The sequence below is a fragment of the Microcoleus sp. EPA2 genome, assembly GCA_020882975.1.
GTDB lineage: Bacteria > Cyanobacteriota > Cyanobacteriia > Cyanobacteriales > Microcoleaceae > Microcoleus.
In genome coordinates, this window is the sequence record JAHRFD010000016.1 from 100,376 (window position 1) to 120,593 (window position 20,218).

13 protein-coding genes are annotated in these 20,218 nt (G+C 45.8%); 4 read left to right on the forward strand and 9 right to left on the reverse strand.

The annotated features are described in order from the left end of the window. Positions 1 to 248 precede the first annotated feature (248 nt). From AAFP14_RS15790 to AAFP14_RS15800, 3 genes are all read right to left on the reverse strand, one after another. A complete protein-coding gene (locus AAFP14_RS15790) occupies positions 249 to 641 on the reverse strand; it encodes a hypothetical protein (protein ID WP_341733202.1) in 393 nt (130 codons plus the stop codon). Between the two features lie 55 nt (positions 642 to 696). Next, positions 697 to 1,902 carry an urease accessory protein UreH domain-containing protein gene (locus tag AAFP14_RS15795; protein WP_341733203.1) on the reverse strand — a complete coding sequence of 402 codons (1,206 nt, stop codon included), beginning with the start codon at positions 1,900 to 1,902 and terminating at the stop codon, positions 697 to 699. Positions 1,903 to 1,972: 70 nt separating this feature from the next. Next, positions 1,973 to 4,174: a lytic transglycosylase domain-containing protein gene (locus AAFP14_RS15800; protein WP_341733204.1), complete on the reverse strand. Its 2,202-nt coding sequence runs from the start codon at positions 4,172 to 4,174 to the stop codon at positions 1,973 to 1,975. A gap of 227 nt (positions 4,175 to 4,401) precedes the next feature. Here AAFP14_RS15800 and AAFP14_RS15805 point away from each other — a divergent pair, with 227 nt between their 5' ends. Both AAFP14_RS15805 and psb30 read left to right on the forward strand, forming a co-directional pair. Continuing rightward, the gene (locus AAFP14_RS15805) at positions 4,402 to 5,874 is read left to right on the forward strand and encodes a leucyl aminopeptidase (protein ID WP_341733205.1); all 1,473 of its coding nucleotides are present in this window, start codon (positions 4,402 to 4,404) and stop codon (positions 5,872 to 5,874) included. 624 nt (positions 5,875 to 6,498) lie between these two features. After that, the gene (psb30, locus tag AAFP14_RS15810; RefSeq protein ID WP_340525940.1) at positions 6,499 to 6,639 is read left to right on the forward strand and encodes a photosystem II reaction center protein Ycf12/Psb30; all 141 of its coding nucleotides are present in this window, start codon (positions 6,499 to 6,501) and stop codon (positions 6,637 to 6,639) included. 90 nt (positions 6,640 to 6,729) lie between these two features. Here the strand turns inward: psb30 and AAFP14_RS15815 are convergent, their stop codons facing one another. Then, a complete protein-coding gene (locus tag AAFP14_RS15815) occupies positions 6,730 to 8,874 on the reverse strand; it encodes a single-stranded-DNA-specific exonuclease RecJ (protein WP_341733206.1) in 2,145 nt (714 codons plus the stop codon). A 239-nt stretch (positions 8,875 to 9,113) separates the two neighbouring features. Here AAFP14_RS15815 and AAFP14_RS15820 point away from each other — a divergent pair, with 239 nt between their 5' ends. Further along, on the forward strand, positions 9,114 to 10,016 hold the full coding sequence (locus AAFP14_RS15820) for a bestrophin family protein (RefSeq protein ID WP_341733207.1): 903 nt from the start codon (positions 9,114 to 9,116) through the stop codon (positions 10,014 to 10,016). Between the two features lie 47 nt (positions 10,017 to 10,063). Here the strand turns inward: AAFP14_RS15820 and lnt are convergent, their stop codons facing one another. From lnt to gyrA, 5 genes are all read right to left on the reverse strand, one after another. Next, a complete protein-coding gene (lnt, locus tag AAFP14_RS15825; protein ID WP_341733208.1) occupies positions 10,064 to 11,836 on the reverse strand; it encodes an apolipoprotein N-acyltransferase in 1,773 nt (590 codons plus the stop codon). Positions 11,837 to 12,061: 225 nt separating this feature from the next. Beyond that, a complete protein-coding gene (locus tag AAFP14_RS15830) occupies positions 12,062 to 14,683 on the reverse strand; it encodes a CHAT domain-containing protein (RefSeq protein ID WP_341733209.1) in 2,622 nt (873 codons plus the stop codon). Then, positions 14,683 to 15,150, reverse strand: a complete 468-nt coding sequence (locus tag AAFP14_RS15835) for a 4a-hydroxytetrahydrobiopterin dehydratase (protein ID WP_472851058.1) — start codon at positions 15,148 to 15,150, stop codon at positions 14,683 to 14,685. Before AAFP14_RS15835 ends, AAFP14_RS15830 begins: the two co-directional genes overlap by 1 nt. A 4-nt stretch (positions 15,151 to 15,154) precedes the next feature. After that, on the reverse strand, positions 15,155 to 15,802 hold the full coding sequence (locus AAFP14_RS15840) for a Uma2 family endonuclease (protein WP_341733210.1): 648 nt from the start codon (positions 15,800 to 15,802) through the stop codon (positions 15,155 to 15,157). Positions 15,803 to 16,019: 217 nt separating this feature from the next. Then, positions 16,020 to 18,713, reverse strand: coding sequence for a DNA gyrase subunit A (gene gyrA / locus AAFP14_RS15845; RefSeq protein WP_341733211.1), 2,694 nt, complete (start codon positions 18,711 to 18,713; stop codon positions 16,020 to 16,022). Positions 18,714 to 18,968: 255 nt separating this feature from the next. Between gyrA and AAFP14_RS15850 the strand changes: the two genes are divergently transcribed. Then, positions 18,969 to 19,925, forward strand: a complete 957-nt coding sequence (locus tag AAFP14_RS15850) for a histone deacetylase family protein (protein WP_341733212.1) — start codon at positions 18,969 to 18,971, stop codon at positions 19,923 to 19,925. The last annotated feature ends 293 nt before the right edge of the window (positions 19,926 to 20,218 follow it).

A 20,218-nucleotide genomic window follows, 5' to 3' on the forward strand; every position in this document is an offset into this window, starting at 1 on the left:
TCGTTTGCACAATTCCAGGAATTGACATTAACTACAGTGTAATGTAAGAATTTAGGATATATTTTGGGGTCAGCAACTTTTAAGGTTTTCTACATATTTGGGTTGTCTTTTATTGGGTTTTAAAATATAGAGGTAGATGAGGATTTGCCGTTGGGTGGGGGCGGGTTTAGGAGATTGGGGATTTTAGGCAATTATGGTTGGTAAAACCCGCCCCTACAAGATTTATGTTGATTGATGCGGAGACTATCTTACCGAACGGTGACTTTATAAGTCAGTTTAAAGGGTTTAAAATTAGCTGCTGTTTTCGCCGCTCCGCTCAGTTGTAATTCGTAAATCCCTGCCTTGGGAAATACAATATCAGCTCCGGGAATGCCTTTGTAACGCTCGGCAGATACTGCTTTTAAGGGTGGTTCCATCAGCGGCTTATCCCCCTCTTTACGATTTTTTGGATAAACGGCTAAGTTGCAATTACACTGCTCTAACGGGATAATTTGCCCCCCCCTGCGAGTCAGTGCAAACCAGACTTTCGCGGTCTCTCCAGCGCGGGGATTGTGGTTTGGTTCTAGGTGAAAGGTAGCGGCGACATCTCCTGATACTTCGACTTCGTGGGCTAACGCTGAAGTTAATTTTAAGGGGGGCATGGGACCTATTCCTGCTTCAATTAGCAATCCCAAGAAAACTAACAATCCTAAACTTTTACTTTTGTTTGACAGGGGAAACATAGAAATTATCCAGTGATAAGAGGGACCAAAATAGGCGCGATCGCACAAACAGAACTAACACCGTAACCACCGCTAACACGGCTGTCAGCAGTTGGTTGTGCAATTTCCATTCAAAACCGCCCAGATAGCGAGAACCGATGAGGGCTGCGTGAATAGCGCACAGCAAAAAAGCCGGGATGCTTAACAGGTGAATTTGTCGCCATAGTTTGCCTAGATAGTCTTGAAGGCGATCGCAACTTGTAACCGCCGCCGGTATCATTAACAGTAGCGCCAGTATCCCAGCTATCATCCCTAACTGATGCTGTGGCAACATAAAAGATAGGGCGTCAAAATTCCATTGCAGGGTATGATCTAGCATATGAAATGTGTGGGCAAAGGCGATCGCAAACCCTCCAACACCCAAAGCTCTACGATAGCGCAAAAGTGGGGCGAAAAACTGACTAACCGGACGCGCAATCAGTGCTAGCATCAAGCATAGTAGGGATGCGTGGCCCGTAACATCAACCATTTCATCGGTTCGCAACAGAGTAATTATGCCGATCGCCATTGTCACCCAACCACCAGCGCGAAAGAGTTGACTGCGTTTGTGGGCGCTGAATCTACTAGCAAAAAACCCGACTCCCAGCATTGTTGGTAGCGTACCCATTCCAAATGCCAACATCGTTGTCGCACCCAAAATTGGGTTTCCGGTTTCTGCGGCTTTTATTTGTGCTGCATACAGGAAACCGCAGGGAATGAAACCCCAAAGCAAACCCAAAGCCCATGGTATCCACCAACTTTTTTGAGTAGAAATCTTAGTCATTGCATGACTGATGCGATGGTGGGAAATTGGGTGCAATAATGGCAAATGTGGCAGTAAATCTGGTTTAATTTGTACTAATCCAAACCAAATTAGCATAGTACCGGTAAGAAGTGCGATCGCCCGTCGCCCTCCGCTACCAATCCCAGCCATTTGTCCCCCAGCAATTAATACCGAACCTACTCCACCAATGGCTGCCCCAACTAAGGCATAGGCAAAAATTCTGCCCAAATTTAAGAGTAAATTAAAGCGGAAAGAAGCTAATTTATCTTTGGGGTTAATGGACAAGGAAAATGCCACTGTCAGCGGGCCACACATTCCAGCGCAGTGTCCAAAACTGCCGATAAATCCTAAGATACTGATTAGTAGGAGTTCTAGCATGGTGAGGGAGTAGTTAGTAGTAATTATTCATCTCTTCCTTGGGCAATAAAATTTCTTCATGATTCCTTGATTAAGGTTTAGATTTTGTTTGAGAAGCAGCGTAATTATCTGCGATTAACTTGCTAACTTCAGGATTATAAATTCGCAGATAATTCCAGTAATTTTCAAACACAGATTTCACATATCCTTTGGTTTCAGGAAACGGAATTTTGTCTGCAAAAGCATCCGGGTCACTAAAACTAAACCTCTTCAACCAATCTGCTACTGCATTGGGTCCAGCATTGTAGCTAGCCACAGCTAACATTGAGTTATTCTTGTATTCGTCGTGGGTGTTACCTAAATACCATGTACCGAGTTTAATATTGTCGTCTACATTTTCCAATGAATACTTTTTGAGGTTAATTTTTTCGGCAATCCAGGTTGCTGTTTCCGGCATGACTTGCATTAAACCAGTGGCTCCGACTACGGATTTAATTTTGGGCATAAATCTGGATTCTTGCCGAATTAATGATGTGACCAAAAGCGGGTTAATTTTGCGTTCTTGAGACCATTTTACTATGTTTTCTAAGTAAGGAAAGGGATATAATGCTTGCCAGTAAGTGGGCTGCTGTCTCAGGGCTAAATATTCCTTTCTTTCTTCTGGTTGTTCCCGGTTGCGCAAACTCCCAACCATCCACAAACCCTCTAGGTTATCTCCGACACCAATTCGCATTAAACCGTCGGTAAATTGCTCGGAAATAGTGGGTTCTACTCTGTTGGTAAATTCTACTTGCCACAGTTTCCAAGCATCTCTGTCTTGACCTAATTGATAGAGTTCTTTCAAAACTGGAGAACCTGCGGTTGGTTCCATGCGCTGAGGGGGGCGGACTACATTGGGAGATAGGTCTCGGACTGTGGTAAAGTCGCCTACAGGCCAGCCGAGAAATACAGCCGATCGCCATGCAAAGTAGGATTCGGGATAGCGTAAAATAGTGTATTCAAAAGCTGTTTTTGCGTCCTGTTGGCGACCGATTTGTTTTGCCCATTTGCCTACCCAAAATGCTGCTTCTGGTGCTAGTTCGCTGTCGGGATTGTGGGTGGTGAGTTCTCTGGCCCATTGCCAAGCGGAGTTCAGATCTCCGGCTTTGGCAAATTGCTGGGCGACAGTCCATCGCAGTGTGGCTGCTGGATCGGAATTGTTGTATTTTTTTAAGAGTAGTTTGCGGGTGTCGGAGGCAGAGGTAGCACTGCCTAATTTGTCGAGGAGTTGGGATTTATCGAATAAAGCTTCGGCGGCATGATTGGGGAAGTTGCTAACGACTCGATCGAGCAAAACGATCGCATCTTTGGGTTCATTCAAGCGCGACAGCCGGATTAAGCCTAAACCAGTATCTTCGGCATCGGGAAATTGGTTGACTAATTCTTGATAGGCAATTTTCGATTCGGGTATTTTCCCATCTAGCCACAAACCGCGAGCTTTGCGGTAAAGATTTTTGGCGGTGCGGGGAGCTTTGCCGTAGGCGATCGCTCCTTTGCCGTAATCTTGTTTTTCCCAATAGCCAAAAGCTATTTCTTCCCAATCTTCCGGTTTCAAAGCGCTGCTGTTTTGCTGCACCAATTGTTCTAAAATTGTACCATAATTATTGACATAATGACCGTGTTTTGCTACTATCAGCATCAACTGTGGCTGATTGGGATTTTGTTTTAACTTAGCCAGGGCAATTTCTACGCTGCGGGGATGGGCGGGAAATTGAGTGATGGCCTGCTGCCAATATTCGGGTTTGGATTTGCCTAAAACATATAAGGCTTCCACAGCTACTGGGTCATTGGGATAATTTTTGAGCAGTGACTGCCAAGCTGTTTCGGCTTTGTCCCGATCGCCACTTAATTGGTAAGCTTCTGCTCGTTTCAGGGCAATGTGAGATGCTAAAAGTGGATATTCTTGCTCTAATTTGTCCAATAAATTTAATGCTTTGGCGGGATTTCCTTGCTGGATTAAATCCGTGGCCAGGAGGTAGCGGGCGCGGCTTTGAGAGGAGACTTGCTGTTGGGGATTTGTCGGTGCAGACTTACTGGTGGCGATCGCATCTAATTTCGTCGCCCTCTCCACCGCAGACAGGGATACCAGGCTTGTAACTTCCGATTCGGCATTGGCTATGTCCTTGGCTGGTTCAGCTTTGTGGAACGGGCCGACACCCATCAATTTGGCGAAGGTCAGCAAAGAGCCGAGCGCCATAACGCAAATTGAAACACCCATTAAAACAGAAAGTTGAGTTTTGCGTCGCTTTAGCATGGGATAATTTAAGAAAGTAAGGAGGTTCTAGCCTCCCCTGAAACAGATGATTGACGGCGGTGCCTGACATCAGCAAAGGGAGACTTCGCCGTATAGTATCAGAATTTATTTTGACGCGGACTGGGGAATTTGTCCGATCGCTATATATTTTTCGGGAAAATAAAAAACGACAAACCAGGCCGGACAAAGTACAATCAAAATCTAAAATCTTAACAGCAAATCAAAACATGGAATTTCGAGTCACCGATACACCCCGCTCTGTGTGGACAGGAGATGCCCTGGCAATTGGTCTATTTGAAGACGCGGTAGAGCTCACCGGCGACTTGGCACAATTAGATGAACAGCTTACAGGCACTTTGAAAGAGCTGCTACTGGAAACAGATTTTCAGGGCAAAGCTGGTACGATTGCCATTACCCGTGTTGGGGGCAAAAGTCTGCTGCGTAAAATTGCGATCGTCGGTTTAGGTTCTGCTGAAAACTTAAAATTAGATACTCTGCGACAAGCAGCAGGTATGTGTGCCAAGCTAGCGAAAAAGGAAAAATGTAAAACCCTCGGCCTGAGCTTTCCGGTGTGGCAAAATGCGCCGGATGCTACAGCTAGTGCGATCGTCGAAGGTGTAGAACTTGCCGTCCATCAAGATCACCGTTTCAAGTCGGAATCCGAAGACAAAAGCGGTGCGATCGAGCAAGTAGACTTGCTGGGTTTTGTCGGTAGCGAAAGCGCGATCGTCCGCGCCAGACAAATCACTGCCGGAGTCATTTTAGCACGGGAATTAGTCGCAGCGCCAGCTAATTTCGTGACCCCAATTACTATGGCAGAAACTGCCCAGAGTCTTGCTGCTGAATGCGGTTTAGAATTAACAATATTGGAGCAAGCAGACTGCGAAAAACTAGGTATGGGAGCATTTCTGGGCGTTGCCAAAGCATCGGACTTGCCACCAAAATTCATTCACCTGATTTATAAACCAGAAGGCAAACCGCGGCGCAAAATCGCCATTGTGGGCAAAGGATTGACTTTCGATTCCGGCGGTTTGAACATCAAACCAACGGGCAGTGGCATTGAAATCATGAAAGTCGATATGGGCGGTGCGGCGGCTACTTTGGGTGCTGCCAAGGCGATCGGTCACATCAAACCCGATGTGGAAGTTCACTTTATCAGTGCCGTGACTGAAAACATGATCGGCGGCAACGCTATGCGCCCTGGAGACATCCTCACAGCTTCTAATGGCAAAACTATCGAAGTTAACAATACCGATGCAGAAGGGCGTTTAACTCTGGCTGATGCTTTGGTATTTGCTGATAAATTGGGAGTGGATGCGATCGTAGATTTAGCAACTCTCACCGGTGCCTGTGTAATTGCTTTGGGTGATGATATCGCTGGTTTGTGGAGTCCTCAAGATAGTGTGGCATCGGAAATTGTCGCTGCTTCAGAAATGGCTGGGGAAAAGTTTTGGCGAATGCCGATGGAAGAGAAGTATTTTGAGGGATTGAAAGCTTTGCACGCTGACATGAAAAACACTGGCCCTCGTGCTGGTGGCTCCATTACGGCGGCTCTATTTTTAAAGCAGTTTGTGAAGGATACTCCTTGGGCGCATTTAGATATTGCTGGCCCGGTTTGGATTGAAAAAGAAAATGGCTACAACGGGCCTGGGGCTACGGGTTTTGGAGTTCGGACTCTGGTGCATTGGGCCTTGAATTAAACGCCATGAGACAGGGCAGTGCGATCGCCCATCACCATTAACCACAGGGAAATTGCAGACACTTGATGATTCAAAAAACAGGTAGATTTTCAAGAATTAGTGGTGTATTGACGATCGCACTGTCTGGCGGCTGCGGATTATTTGTGTTCAAAAAACCCGTACAATCTATCCCATCGGAATAGTAATATCAAATCCGTTAGCATCGGAATTATTAAACTCTCTCTTCTCTTCCTTCGCGTCCTTCGCGCCTTCGCGGTTAAATCATTCCGATACAACCGGAATTGGTATAAATTCGAGTTCACTGTTCACTGTTCACTGTCAACCGTCAACCGTCAACTGTCAACATCACCTGACGGTGTAACCGGAAATGATATCAGGGGCTTCCCGCTCGTCTTTTGGTCAAAACTTGGGATGGCGATCTCCGGATCTAGCCCTGGTGGCTCGATCGGGCGATACCCGTTTCGCCAGCCCCCTCCCTTTGTCTGAGGGCGGAGGATGAAGCCGATCGCTAAAAAGTTGAATTTTGTAAACTTTCTTAAAAAATAGGGCCTCTCGCCCGGTAAAATCAGAGACGGATTTTCTAATTCAACAATCTAGACTAACTAACTACAGTCAGGAGGACACATGGACTTTATAACCGATCTGTTCAGCGGTGCTGGCAGTGTCAACATCCAACTAATTGTTCAGGTCGCTTTGCTCGCAGCAGTCGTGCTTTCTGGCCCGATCGTGATTTTTCTATTGGCTGCTAGAGGCGGCGATCTCTAAGATTAGTATGATACCGGGCGATCGAGAGTTGGGAGCTTTGAGTTGTTAACCATTCAGATTTCTCAAAATTCGATCGCCAATTGCCCATTTTCAAATCCCCAGGGCATTTTTAGCAGCTTGAATCAAGCTGTAAAAGAAAGGTTTAGACAGATCGATTTCCCTAGCATTTTCCCGGCTATTACCCAACAAACCAGTCGTTTTTCCCGGCGAAACCGCTAACACCTGCCCGACGGAGTTGCGAATTCTCAACTCAGTCCGATCGCCCGATCGAGATAAACTACAAGCATAAGTGCGATCGGCAAAATCAAACTCAGCCTTCCCCGAAACCAACGGCCGAAAATCAGCCTCACCAGTAGCCAGTCGAACTCCCAACAACTCTAACTGCACCGATACCTTGCCATTAAAAGAATTTTCCCGCAAGCGGTAAGCAATATCAACCAACCCAGGCAAAGGAAAATATTCACCCCAACGCCAAGCAATCCCCTGTAAACTTGCTGATACTTTTCCAGTTTGACTGGCAGTTAGTTTCAGATGATTTCCTTTCCCAACAATTTTCTGTTCAGTTATACAAACATTCGGTGTCCAAAACACAGGAGCCTTATTTTCAATCCCGCAAGGTTCCAGAGCATCAATTTGTCGATAAAGCTCCAGATTAATCTCAGATAAATCCGCTTGCACATCAACAGAAACCAGTGGCTTGAGATGTTCTGGCTGCAAACATTGATTAGCAAAAACTGCAAGTTGACTGCGGAATTTAGCCAGATTCTCCGCAGGCATAGAAAAACCGCCCGCTGCTTTGTGTCCACCAAATTTAGTTAATAAATCCGCGCAAAAATTCAGCCCGTCAAATACATTAAACTCAGGAATTCCCCTCGCCGAACCCCGCACAATTTGAGAGGGCGCATCCGTAGGGGCGGTGCCCCCGTGCCCGCCCTCAGCGGTGCCCCCGTGCCCGCCCTCAAAAGTACCAATAAACACCGGCACACCATAACGCTCCACCAACCGAGAAGCCACAATCCCAATCACCCCGTGATGCCAACCAGGCCTTACCACAACCAAAACCCGTTCCTGCTGCAAATTCAGCGAACTTTCCTCGCACCAAGCGATAGCTTCCTCTTCAATTTCCTGACACAACTCCTGGCGGCGCTGATTGATTTGTTCGCACTCCATCGCCCTTTTGAGAGCCAAATCGCGATCGTCCGTAGTCAACAACTCTATCACAATTTGAGGGTCTGCCAGCCTACCCACAGCATTAATCCTCGGTCCAAGTCTAAAACCAATATCTTCAGGTTTTAAGGAATTTTGAGTTGTAGGGGCGGTGCCCCCGTGCCCGCCCTTGAGTTTAAAATTAGGAATCAAAGGAGTTTCGGCACTTCCAGGCTGCACCCCTGCCACCTGAATCAAAGCCTGAATCCCCGCCAATTGCGAGTGAGGCAACAGCCGCAAACCCCGCTTCACCCAGCGACGATTCACCCCAGTCAAAGGTGCTAAATCCGCAATAGTTCCCAAAGTAAATAACTCCAGCAGCGGATTCACCAACCCGCCAACTTTCTGCAAACTCTGAGCCAAACTAATTGCCAAAACATAAGCCACACCAACCCCAGCTAAACCGCGATAAGGCGAAGATTCAGCAATTAATTTCGGATTCAGAATCGCATCCGCCGGCGGTAGTTGTGGTGGCAAATCGTGATGGTCTGTAATAATTACTTGTACGCCAAGTTCTCGCGCTCTTTTCACTGGCCCCAAAGCGGCAATGCCGTTATCTACAGTCAGAATTAGAGCCACACCTTCGGAGTGAAATTCTTCTACAATGCGATCGTTAATCCCATAACCTTCCCGCATCCGACTCGGAATCGCATAATCCACCTTCGCCCCCAGAGCCCTCAGAGCTCGCAGCAACAAAGCCGTGCTCGTCATCCCATCAGCATCATAATCCCCACAAATCGCAATCTTGTTTCCTTTGGCAATTGCTTCTCGCAACAATTTCACACTCACCGCCAAATCAGGAAACTCATCCATTGGCTGTGGCAAAACCAGAGATTCCGGCTCTACAAATCCTTGCACTTCTGTCAGTGTATCGATGCCCCGATTAATCAGTACCTGGGCCAACAGTGGTGACAAGCCGATTTTTCTGGCAAACTGTTCCGCTTGCTGTGGTTGAGGCGCATAGATTTGCCACCGTTGGTTCGGCAACCGATGCAGATGCGAGGAATTAGAAGTGGGTAAATCTGCCACGGAAAATTGCGTTTAAATATACATAGCTAATATTAGCTAATTTAAGTACCGAAATTAATCAATTTTAAATTTTAAATTAGAAAATTGTCCTAAAGATGAGTCTTTTGGTAAAATTCAAAGACTGTTTGCCTAGATGCTATATTCTCCCACTCCCCTGGGAGGCAAAAATGAGGTCTAGCAAGCATTTACACAGCCCGTACAGTGCTTGATTCTTGATTTGAGCTAAAGAGGATATTTAGATGACTGCTGAAAAACGACCGTGGTTTAAAACTGCATTAAAGTTGCGGGGGTCTGTCATTCCCTCAATTTTACCCCGTGTTTTACTCTGCGGAATATTTGGGGTGTTTATTTCAATCCTACATTTTTTGAATTTGCCAGTATCCTTGCCAATGTTGTCTAGCATTGTACCGAGTATTGTCCTCGGATTGCTGTTAGTATTTAGAACAAATACAGCTTACGAAAGATTTTGGGAAGGTCGCAAATTATGGGGTAATTTAGTTAACAATGTCCGCAATTTAGCACGTCAAATATGGGTATCAATAGACGAGAAAGACCAGCAAGATTTCCTAGACAAAAAAGCAGCTTTGCGCCTGTTAATTGCCTTTGCTGTGGCGCTGAAATTGCATCTACGACAAGAATCTGTCAATTCAGAATTGGAGCATCTAATGTCCCCATCGAAATATCAAAAGCTCAAGTCTATGAACAATCCTCCCATAGAAGTTGCCTTTTGGATTGGGGATTATTTGAATCGACAGTACGATCGCAATTGCCTCGATGTCTACCAGTTAACTGCTCTGAATCAGCTACTTAACTCTATGATCGATACATTAGGAGCCTGCGAGCGAATTTTGAAAACCCCTATCCCTCTGGCCTACGCGATTCATTTGAAACAGTTATTGTTGCTTTATTGCTTGGCGCTGCCCTTTCAAATGGTCAAAGATTTAAGTTGGGGTACAGGTTTTGTGGTGGCTTTAATTAGTTTTACTTTGTTCGGAATTGAAGAAATTGGAATTGAAATCGAGAATCCTTTTGGTCACGATACTAATGATTTACCCTTGGATAATATTTGTGCCACGATGCACCGCAATATGGAAGATTTAATTACTTTGTCTCCCAGCGTTCATAATCATGTAGAAAAGTAGTATAACGCTCTCGTTTGCGGTTGCATTTGTGTTGGGTTGGATAGGTTCTACTTAATTCTGATAACAAACCTCGCCAATCCAGCCAAAACTAACAATACAGGCATCAACCAATCGCCCCAGCGTACATACAAAGTCTGAGTTTGCCTCCGATAAATAGTAGCATCTTGGACTTCATAAGTATTAATTCCCGACATCCACACCGTCTCGCCACGAGGATTTACAAAAGCAGAATAACCCGTATTCGTAGCAATAGCCGCCCATCTATCAGTTTCAATAGCCCGCATCACATCGAGGGCATGATGTTGCGCCAACATCGGCGGTTTGTAGTGGGCATTGTTGGATGCTGTCAGCATAAATTCGCCCCCCTTCGCCGCCTGATATCGGAAAATTTCCGCAAAGGCTGAATCGTAACAAATACCGACAATGGCGCGGCCAAAAGGCGTCTCAAACAGTTGCTGAGAATTTCCCGGTATTAAATGAGCATCTAAGGGAGAAAGCCGATTAATAATCCCGCCTAAAATTTCATAAAAGGGGATATATTCGCCTAAAGGCACGAGTTTATTTTTATCGTAGCGGCTGAGGATTTCTCCGGTTTTGTCGATCGCCAATAAGCTATTAGTCATACCATCCCCCTCCTGTCCAAAGCCTCCCACCAAAGCCAGAACACCGCGATCGAGAATTGCTTGATAAAAAGACAGAGTAGAACGCTGATACTCATTTGTCCAGAAAAAAGGTAAAGCCGTCTCAGGAGTTAGCACAACATCCACGCCTCTATCTGCTAACTGTTTGTATCCCGCCGTGTAACCTTCCAAGGCTCGACGCCAGCCCTGGGAGTCAAACTTAATCTCGTTCGGAATATTACCTTGAATAATGCCTATTTTTAATGCCGTTCCCGCCTCTTGAATTAAGGGGCGATTATATAAACTCCACCCTACAATATGCAAAGTTAAACACAAAATTCCAGGTAAAAAATAAGCAATCCAATTCTTCTCTCTTTTTTCTCCCCTTGGGGGGGGCAGGGGGGAGTTATTCTTGCTTCCCCCGAAGGCGGTTTCTTCTTCTTTCCCCCCTAGGGGGGGGTAGGGGGGGGTTCTTCTTCCTTCCATCCAAGCTTCAGCAATTAACCCATTTACTGCTACAATTGCCGCCGTTACGGCACTCGGTCCAGAGAGTTGACCGAGGTGCAAAATTGCTAAATTGTGGGGGCTTTGGGTATAGGATAGTGATGTCCACCACAGCGAACCTTGACTCCAAAAACTTTCTAAAGCACACCATAATGCCGTGCCAATTAAAACACGAATTAAGGATGAGAATTTGGAGTTACCCCCCCCAGCCCCCCCTTGTAAAGGGGGGGAGTGAAGAATAGAATTTTTTCCGGGTAGAGACAGAGAGTTGAAAGTTACAAATAGCCATGTCCAAACAGCAACTAAGGCGGCTCCCCAAAGAGTGATGAATGCCCAACAAAAAAGTGCGATCGCTAAACTAGGCCACCACGGAACCCCCAACCAAGTCATAGGATGAATTCCCATAATCCAAGACAAAGCTAAGCCGTGATAACCAATTCCCCAGAGTAAAGGAAGAAGGAAAAAGGAAGAGGGAATAAAAAGGAATTTTGGTTTGTTTATTTCTGCTTTTGGCTGTTGGTAATCTACAACCAAAACCCAGAGGGGAACTAAGGCGAACCAAGCCAACAGCCAAGCATTTACTGGCGCGGTTGTCAATCCCATCACAATACCGCCCAAAAGTGCGATCGCCCATCCTAAATTCTTAGGAATCCGAACCGCGATATTTTCAAATATCTGTTTATTAAATATCGCCACTTTGCTTATTTCCCAAACTGATAGTTACAATCAATATATAGCAATCCTAAATCATTTGTGAATTTCTTACTCCCTCCCCTTGCTAAGGGGAGGGTTGGGGTGGGGTAAAAAAATTACGACTCCTGCAAGGATTGCTATAGAAGAAGTCATGAGTTAGTTTTAAGTCCTAATAACCAACAACTAATAACCAATAACAATTTACCAATAACCAATAACCAATAACCTTTACCAAGGACTGCCAATCATTGTGAAAGCCGCCCAATAATAGGGATGAGCCAGATTGCGATCGCCCATATTTGCCAATTCCGCAGGCAGCGACGTACCAGCCCTCGTTCCCTGAGCCAAGGATACAGCAGACAATCCCCGCAATACCCCCTGCTCAATACGGACATCACCCCTCAGCATTGCAATCTGTGCTTGTCTGAGGGCTTCTGCTTTAATTGGAGCGGTTTTCAATTGCTGATAAAACTCACTCATCAAAGCCAAAGTACCTTCATCTGAAACATACCACAAACTTGCCAAAGCTGACTTAACTCCCGCTTGAAATGCCAAACCCGCAAAACCCAATTCCGTTTGTTCATCTCCCAAGGCGGTGCGACAAGCAGAAAGCACCAATAACTCGACTGGCGGATTATTCCATCCTAACTGCCGCAGTTGATTTAATTGCAACTTCGAGTCCCAAAGTTGAATAAAAGAATCGCTGGCTGCACCGGGTTGAAATTCCCCGTGAGTCGCTAAATGAATAATTTGATAAGGCTTTTGACTGCGTTGGGATTGCAAATTTGTTAGGGTAAATTGCTCGTTTAAAAAAGATTTACCAGGCCACAAATCTGCAATATTCGCTAATTCCACAGGGACTGCTGGCAGGGGAGATAGCTTAGTAAATTGGGCGGCTCCCATGGCCAAAACCGAGGCATTTTTCAGCGATTGATAGCGAGTATCCGTGAGGGAAATTGTGGGAATCTGACTGAGGGAATATTTTTCGACTAAGAACTTTTTCCCGTCGTAAAGAGCAGCCAAAGGAAGACTTCGCAAACCTGTATCCAGCGAAAACAGCAGCGTATTGATGCCTTGAGTTTGCAAATCAGCTTCTAAAGGTGCAATTAGCCAATCGTAAATTTTCCGAGCCGACTTTTTGTAGCTGGTGGTATTCCGCTTCTGAGGATTGGATATTTCTTGTCTGAATTCTTTGGCTAATGCTAGCATGGTTTGGCGATCGGCTTCAGGGACTGTTTTTCGCAGTGCCGAACCATCGGGCATGAATAGTAATAATTCTAAGCGATCGGCAAATAAATTAATATAAATAATTGCCGATCGCTTTCCGGTTTGAGAGGCAATTTTCCCTAAACTTTCCCGCAGATTTTCGGCCCCCATCGATTGATGAGTCAGACTATCGCCAAAATAAGCCACATATCGATCGGCACGATTTTGCTCGATAGACAATAAGTAATTGATGTTAGAAATAGCAGCAAGATTCCCCGGAGGATTTGCCCCCCTGATGGGAATTTCCATTTTGCCCCCTGGAATATTAGCCTTCGAGCCTGGAGGTGGCATAGTGGTATTGCCTGGTTTTGGTAGCGACGGATTACCACCAATTCCGGGAGTTGAAAATAACTGTATATTATTAGGTGGTGGCGGTGGTGGACTGTTAAGATTAATCGGTCTATTAATATTATAGTCGCGGTTAATATTATTAAACAAACCAACTTGGGGAGGTGCTCCCGGTGGTGGCAAGTTGTCCACTTTCAGGATGGTACTAGCACCACCCAAATTTGGAGATAGGGAATTTCCAGAAACATTAATATTGGGATTGACCAAAATGCGATCGCCCCCCACAGGCATTATACTCACCTTACTATCATTGGCAACCCCATTGAAATTCCCAATATTCGGCAATATTATAGGTATTTTAAGTGCCTCTAGGTTATTTTGTGGCAAACCAATTGCCGGAATGTTTCTGATATTAGCATCCGTCAACTCTACAGTGCCGTCGCTATTGACATTAACCCCTGTAGCATTAGTTTTTTGACCTCTACCTGTCAGCAATTCAGGCAGACTTACCACCGACTTTACGTTGTTATCATCTTTTCCCCGATTAGGATCGGGATTCAACCCATCTATACTTACTTCTAAACTCAGTAAATGTCCCGTTTGAGCGATCCGCACCACACTCTCATTCGGCACTGAAACAATGTTAATTTTACCTCCTGGTGCCGACAATTCACCTATATTAATGACATTGCCACCGAGCAAAGTTAAACTTTCCCCCGGATTCACAGCCAAATTTCCACGATTAACAATATTTGCAGGTTCGATTGCTGAAAAAATAAAATTGCTGGGAGTTCCTACCAAATTAGCATAATTATTAGAGCCGATCGCCCTAAACGCATTTTCCCCAAAACCAATGCTGTTAGCTGTAGTAGCAGTAAAGGATGCAGGCACGTTGAGCTGAGCATTAGCACCAAAAACAATCCCCGCAGGATTCATCAAAAATAAATTGGAATTTCCCCCCGTTACTTGAATCAAACCATTAATGACTGAAGCATCTCCCCCCACTATTCGCGCTAAAATATTGTGAATAGCTGGATTAGATAAAAAATTAGCAGTTTGAGTTTCCCTTAATCCGAATTGCTGAAAACTGTGGAAAAGATTAGCCCCATCTCCAGACAATTTACCACCGCCGATATCGATGCGATTTCCTTGGGTGTTGACGGTAGTACCCGTGCCGTCATTGGCGGGAGTAATAGATTGTCCAAAAGCGCTATTTTCCGCGGATAAAAAACAAATTGATAAAATTAAAAACAGCTTTTTTACTTGAAATTTTGCGGTTTGGTGCAGTAAATTCATTATCCAGAACCTTCTACGACTAAACAAACATTTCCCGGCATCCACTCGCTGACTAATTTAGAGATAGTCTCAGCAAGCTCGAAGTCTTGTCGTGTCAACCCCCCTGCATCGTGAGTTGTCAGACTAATTGTAACCCGGTTATAGCTAATTAAAATATCTGGATGGTGGGCGGCTTTTTCTGAGGGTGAAATCAGGCAATTCACAAAACTAACAGCGTGGACAAAATTTTTAAATTCGTGGGTATATTTAATAGTTTGACCCTCTCTCTTCCAGTTGGGCAAAGCTTGCAAGCGCTGGGAAATTTCTGATTCAGTCAAGGGTTTTACCTTGCTATTTTCTGCGGTTTGTGCTAAGTATTGACCAATCATCGACTCGCCCACAACTGTGGCCATTGTTGGTGATATTTCGATTGCTGCTAGGGCGAAACTAATGCAGAAGACAGAAGTCCTCACTACCAACCTATTCATATTTTTATTGCCTAACTTCGTCAAAAAACCAGCTACCTACCTCTGTATGATCTGTCTGGCGGCTGCGTCGCAAGCCTTCTTCCATTAAAGCAAATTTTAGTCCTGGTAAAACTTCAGATTCTGTCAAGCGTTCACTTCCCCGGTTAGCAATTATTTTAAAAGCAATAATTTGGGCTTTTTGTACGTCTACCACCCAATATTCAGACACCCCTAATTCTTCATAAAGCATTCTTTTGGTTCCCAAGTCGTCCAGCAGAGAGCTATCCGCAATTTCGATCGCCAAATCTGGTGCAACTGCGCTATCCAAATTCACGACTGAACTCCCGCGAGGTGTAGATTGTACCCGTTCTCCGATGTAGTAAGAAGCGTCTGGTTGAGCTTCTCTGACATCGGTTTTGCGGTAGCTACAGTTAACCAGTAGTCTCATTTTTATACCTTTAGCCATCCCAAATAGATTGATTAAGATGACGATGATTCCATTGTCATCAGCATGATCCGGCCCTACTGCTGCCATTTCAATTTTCAACTGTCCATTGTAGTAATAACATTTTACTTGTTTGTACTGCTGCTGCTTTAGGATTTCTATATATTCATCCCAAGTCGCTGTAACCCAGCTATCAGTTATAAATTTTGCTTGTAGTTGATTCATCATTACCTCAGCGAAAAAAATCTTTGAGTTGTGACAGAAGACTTGTAATATCAAATCCGTTGACATCGGAATTATTATTTCTCTCTTATCTTTCTCTGTGTCCTCTGTGTTCTCTGTGGTTTAATCATTCCAATATAACAAGCGCCATCGAGGTACAGCAAGAGTGACATTGGTTCCCAGGAAGAGCCTGGGAACCAGTTACCATCAGAACAATTAACCTTTACTCTTCTGTCGCTTCCTCAGATTCCGAATCTTCCATCGACTCTTCACCCGCAGGCGGCACTAAAGCCACAGCTACGATGGAATCATCGTCATCTAAGCGCTGCACCCGCACACCCGTTGCGGTTCGAGATTGCGTGGAAATTGCACTCACCGCCTGACGGATGATAATTCCTCGGTTGGTAATAATCATCAACTCATCGGTTTCGTTAACAATTCGCAGTGCGGCTACCCGATCCTTAGCCTTTTTGGACTTAAATTTAGTAGCAGTCAATCCTTTCCCAGCACGTCTTTGGAGGCGGAATTGAGAAACAGGAACCCGCTTCCCATAACCATTGGTGGTAATTACCAAAACTGATGGAACTAGGCTGTTATCTGTGGGAATTTCTTCGACCAATTCCCCTTCAGTTTCCTCAGTTTGCTGTTCTAACTCTTCCTCTTCGACTTCCGCCACATTCGCCTCTTCAAATTCCGATTCTTCAGTGTCTAGTTGAGCAATATTGGCCCCCTCAAATTCTGATTCTTCGGTTGCCAATTCCGCAATTTCGGAAACAATTGAACTTGGCAAAATGTCCATGCTAATCAACTCATCGCCCGATCGCAATTTCATTGATTTTACACCCCTAGTAGCGCGCCCAGTAGGTCGCAACTGTTCGTGATTGGTGCGGAAATGAATTGCCATGCCTTGCCGCGTGCCGATGATAATGCTGTCACCAACTTTTGCTCTCCGTACCCACCGCAGTTGGTCGCCTTCTTCTAGAGAAATAGCGATTAAACCGTTTGTTCGGATATTGGCAAAAGCGGAAAGGGCAGTTTTTTTGATGTAGCCACTGCGAGTTAGCATTACCAAGTATTCCTCGGTACTGAATTCTGTGACAGACACCATAGAAGTGATTTTTTCTTCCATGGGAATCGGCAGTAGTTGTAGCACGGGCATTCCGCGCGCTGTCCGAGAACTGACGGGGATTTGATAAGCTTTGACAGAGTAAACTACGCCTCTGTCACTGAAGAACAAAACGCTGTCGTGATCGCAACAGGAAAGGAAATGTTCTACTCCGTCATCTTCTTTCATTTTCGTGCCTGCTTTGCCGCGAGTAGCGCGACTTTGGGCCTCGAAAGTGCTGACGGGCATCCGTTTGATGTAGCCTTGTTCGGTGATCAGAATGATTGCTTGTTCGTTAGCAATGAGATCTCTTTCATCGATTTCTCCTTCGGCGTGTTCGATGACTGTGCGCCGTGGAGTGGCTATTTTGGTTTTGATTTCGACTGCTTCGACTTCGGCGATTTCTAGAATCCGTTCCCGTCTTGCTAGAATATCTTCCAAGTCAGAAATTTTCGCCCGCAGTTCTTCGTGTTCTTGTTGAATTTTTTGCGCTTCTAAGGCTGTCAAACGTCGCAGTTGCATTTGCAAGATGGCGTCGGATTGCTGCTCGGAAAGACCGTAGTTATCCATCAATTCTTGTTTGGCTGCTGCGGAGTCAGGAGCGCGACGAATTAGCTGAATAATGCTATCTAAGTTTTCGAGAGCTATTAACAAGCCTTGCAGGAGATGGTCGCGTTCTTCTGCTTTGCGGAGTTCGTATTGAGTCCGACGAGTAATGGTCTCAATGCGGAAGTCTAGGAAGACATTCAGGAATTGGGAGAGCGAAAGTAGTTGGGGTTCCCCATGTACTAGCGCTAACATATTGGCTCCAAAATTGGATTGGAGTGGTGTTTGTTTGTAGAGGTTGTTGAGGACGACGCGGGGATAGGCATCGCGTTTGAGTTCGATGACAACGCGCATTCCCTCTCTGTCGCTTTCGTCGCGAATGTCAGAAATTCCCTCTAATTTTTTGTCGTTTACCAGTTCGGCAATTTTTTCAATTAGGGCCGCCTTGTTTGTTTGGTAAGGCAGTTCGGTGATAATAATTGCTTCTTTGTCTGGGCGGCCGGGGTGTTCGATGGTTTCAATGCTGGCGACTCCCCGCATGGTGATGGAACCGCGGCCGGTGGTGTAGGCTTCCCGAATGGTGGCTTTCCCTAAAATTTGGCCTCCGGTGGGAAAGTCCGGGCCGGGGATGTATTGCATCAATTCCAGGTCGGTAATTTCTGGATTGTGAATCAGGGCTACCAAACCGTCAATGATTTCGCCTAAATTGTGCGGCGGAATGTTGGTAGCCATTCCGACGGCAATTCCTGATGAACCGTTGAGCAAAATTTGGGGAATCCGGGCTGGGAGTACCAGGGGTTCTTGCTGGGAACCGTCGAAGTTGTCCCCGAAATCCACTGTTTCGCAGTCAATATCGCGCAGCATGGCGTCGTGAGTCAGCGCGGTGAGGCGACACTCGGTGTAACGCATGGCGGCGGCGGGGTCGTTGTCTACCGATCCGAAATTGCCGTGACCGTTGATGAGGCGTTCCCGCATGGAGAAATCTTGAGCCATCCGCACCAAGGCATCATAAACTGCGGTGTCTCCGTGGGGGTGATACTTACCCAGCACCTCCCCCACGACGCGGGCGCACTTGCGGAAGGGTCGATCGGGTGTCAAGCCCAATTCGTTCATGGCGTAGAGAATGCGTCGGTGAACGGGCTTGAGACCGTCCCTAGCATCTGGTAGTGCCCGACCGACAATTACGCTCATGGCGTATTCCAAGTACGATCGGGACATTTCATTACCCAGATCCGTCGGGATTATCCGCGACTCAGAGGTGCTCATAGGTTAAAAAACTCCGTTAAAAATTTTAATTTGACCGCTATAAATCCAAAAAATGCGATAAAATCGGTTTGGATTCAGTAGAGTTGCCAAATAGTGCAAATTACTATTGAAATTATATCACAATTAGCCTTAGAGAATATGGGAAAATAGCCAGAAAAATTAAGAGAATTGTTGTGTAATAAAACTGGCTGCTTTGTGAACACGAAAAAATAGTCTAAAATCTGAAATCTCAAATCAAAAACCAAAAATCTGCTGATGCTACCCGTCATCTATTCCGACGATTTTTTACTGCACAAGACTGGAATGCTTCACCCAGAGCGACCAGAACGTTTAACGGCGATCGTCAATGCTCTGAAAGCTGCTCCCTGGGCGGCTCAAATTGAATGGCAATTGCCGACGCCAGTCTCCGGCCACGAGCAGAAATTGTTATCGGAGATCAAAAAAGTTCACGCCCTAGGATACATCAGGGAAGTGGAACATCTGGCTCATCGGGGAGGTGGCTACCTCGATGGAGATACGCCGATTTCTGCGGAAAGTTACGATGTGGCGATGCTGGCTGTGAGTGCTTGGTTGGATGGGGTCGATCGAGTGTGGGCTGGGGGCGAACCGGCTTTTGTTCTGGCCAGGCCACCTGGACACCATGCTGAGAGAGACCGGGCGATGGGATTTTGCTTGTTTTCCAATGCTGCGATCGCCGCCAATTACGCCCTCAAACAGGAGGGAATTAACCGCGTCGCCATCCTCGACTGGGACGTCCACCACGGTAACGGCACTCAATCTTTGGTGGAAAACTGCCGACAAATTGCCTACTGTTCTCTCCATCAATCTCCCTGCTATCCAGGAACCGGAGAAGCTGATGAGCGCGGGGCCTACGACAACGTACTGAATATTCCCTTGTATCCCGGTGGCGGCATGGGGGAATACCTTGCGGCTTTTGAATCTCAAGTTATGCCGTTTTTGTCAAAATTTGAGCCGGATTTGTTGATTGTCAGCGCCGGCTACGACGCGACTGCGGCCGATCCCTTGGCAAGTATGAACCTGACACCCTCAGACTATGCTACTTTCACGGGATATTGTCTGCAACTGACCAGACGTATCCTCTTTGGTTTGGAAGGAGGTTACGCCCTGAAGGATTTGGCTGAGTCGGTAGTTGCTACCATGGAGCGATGTCTTCATGAGCCGGAAAATCCGATGTCTGGAACATCAGGTTAAGTACCCTGAAAGAGTGATGAGAGGGAGAATTTGCCAGGGCTAAGAACTGCTAACTAAGAAAGTTTAAAGGTGCGATCGCTCCCATTCTCCTCTTCCCTGTTCCCTGTTGTGGGAAAACAGTGACCGCCATCACCTAATTTCCAGATTCAAGTCACTTACTGTCAATGTATTGGTCACAGACTATTAGCGCAAAAATCACACTTTGTCAATGTTTAGGATCACGTCAATCTCAAGTCAAACACAGCATAATAGAATTAAACTGAGTATTGGGAATATTTCCATGCTTAAATCAA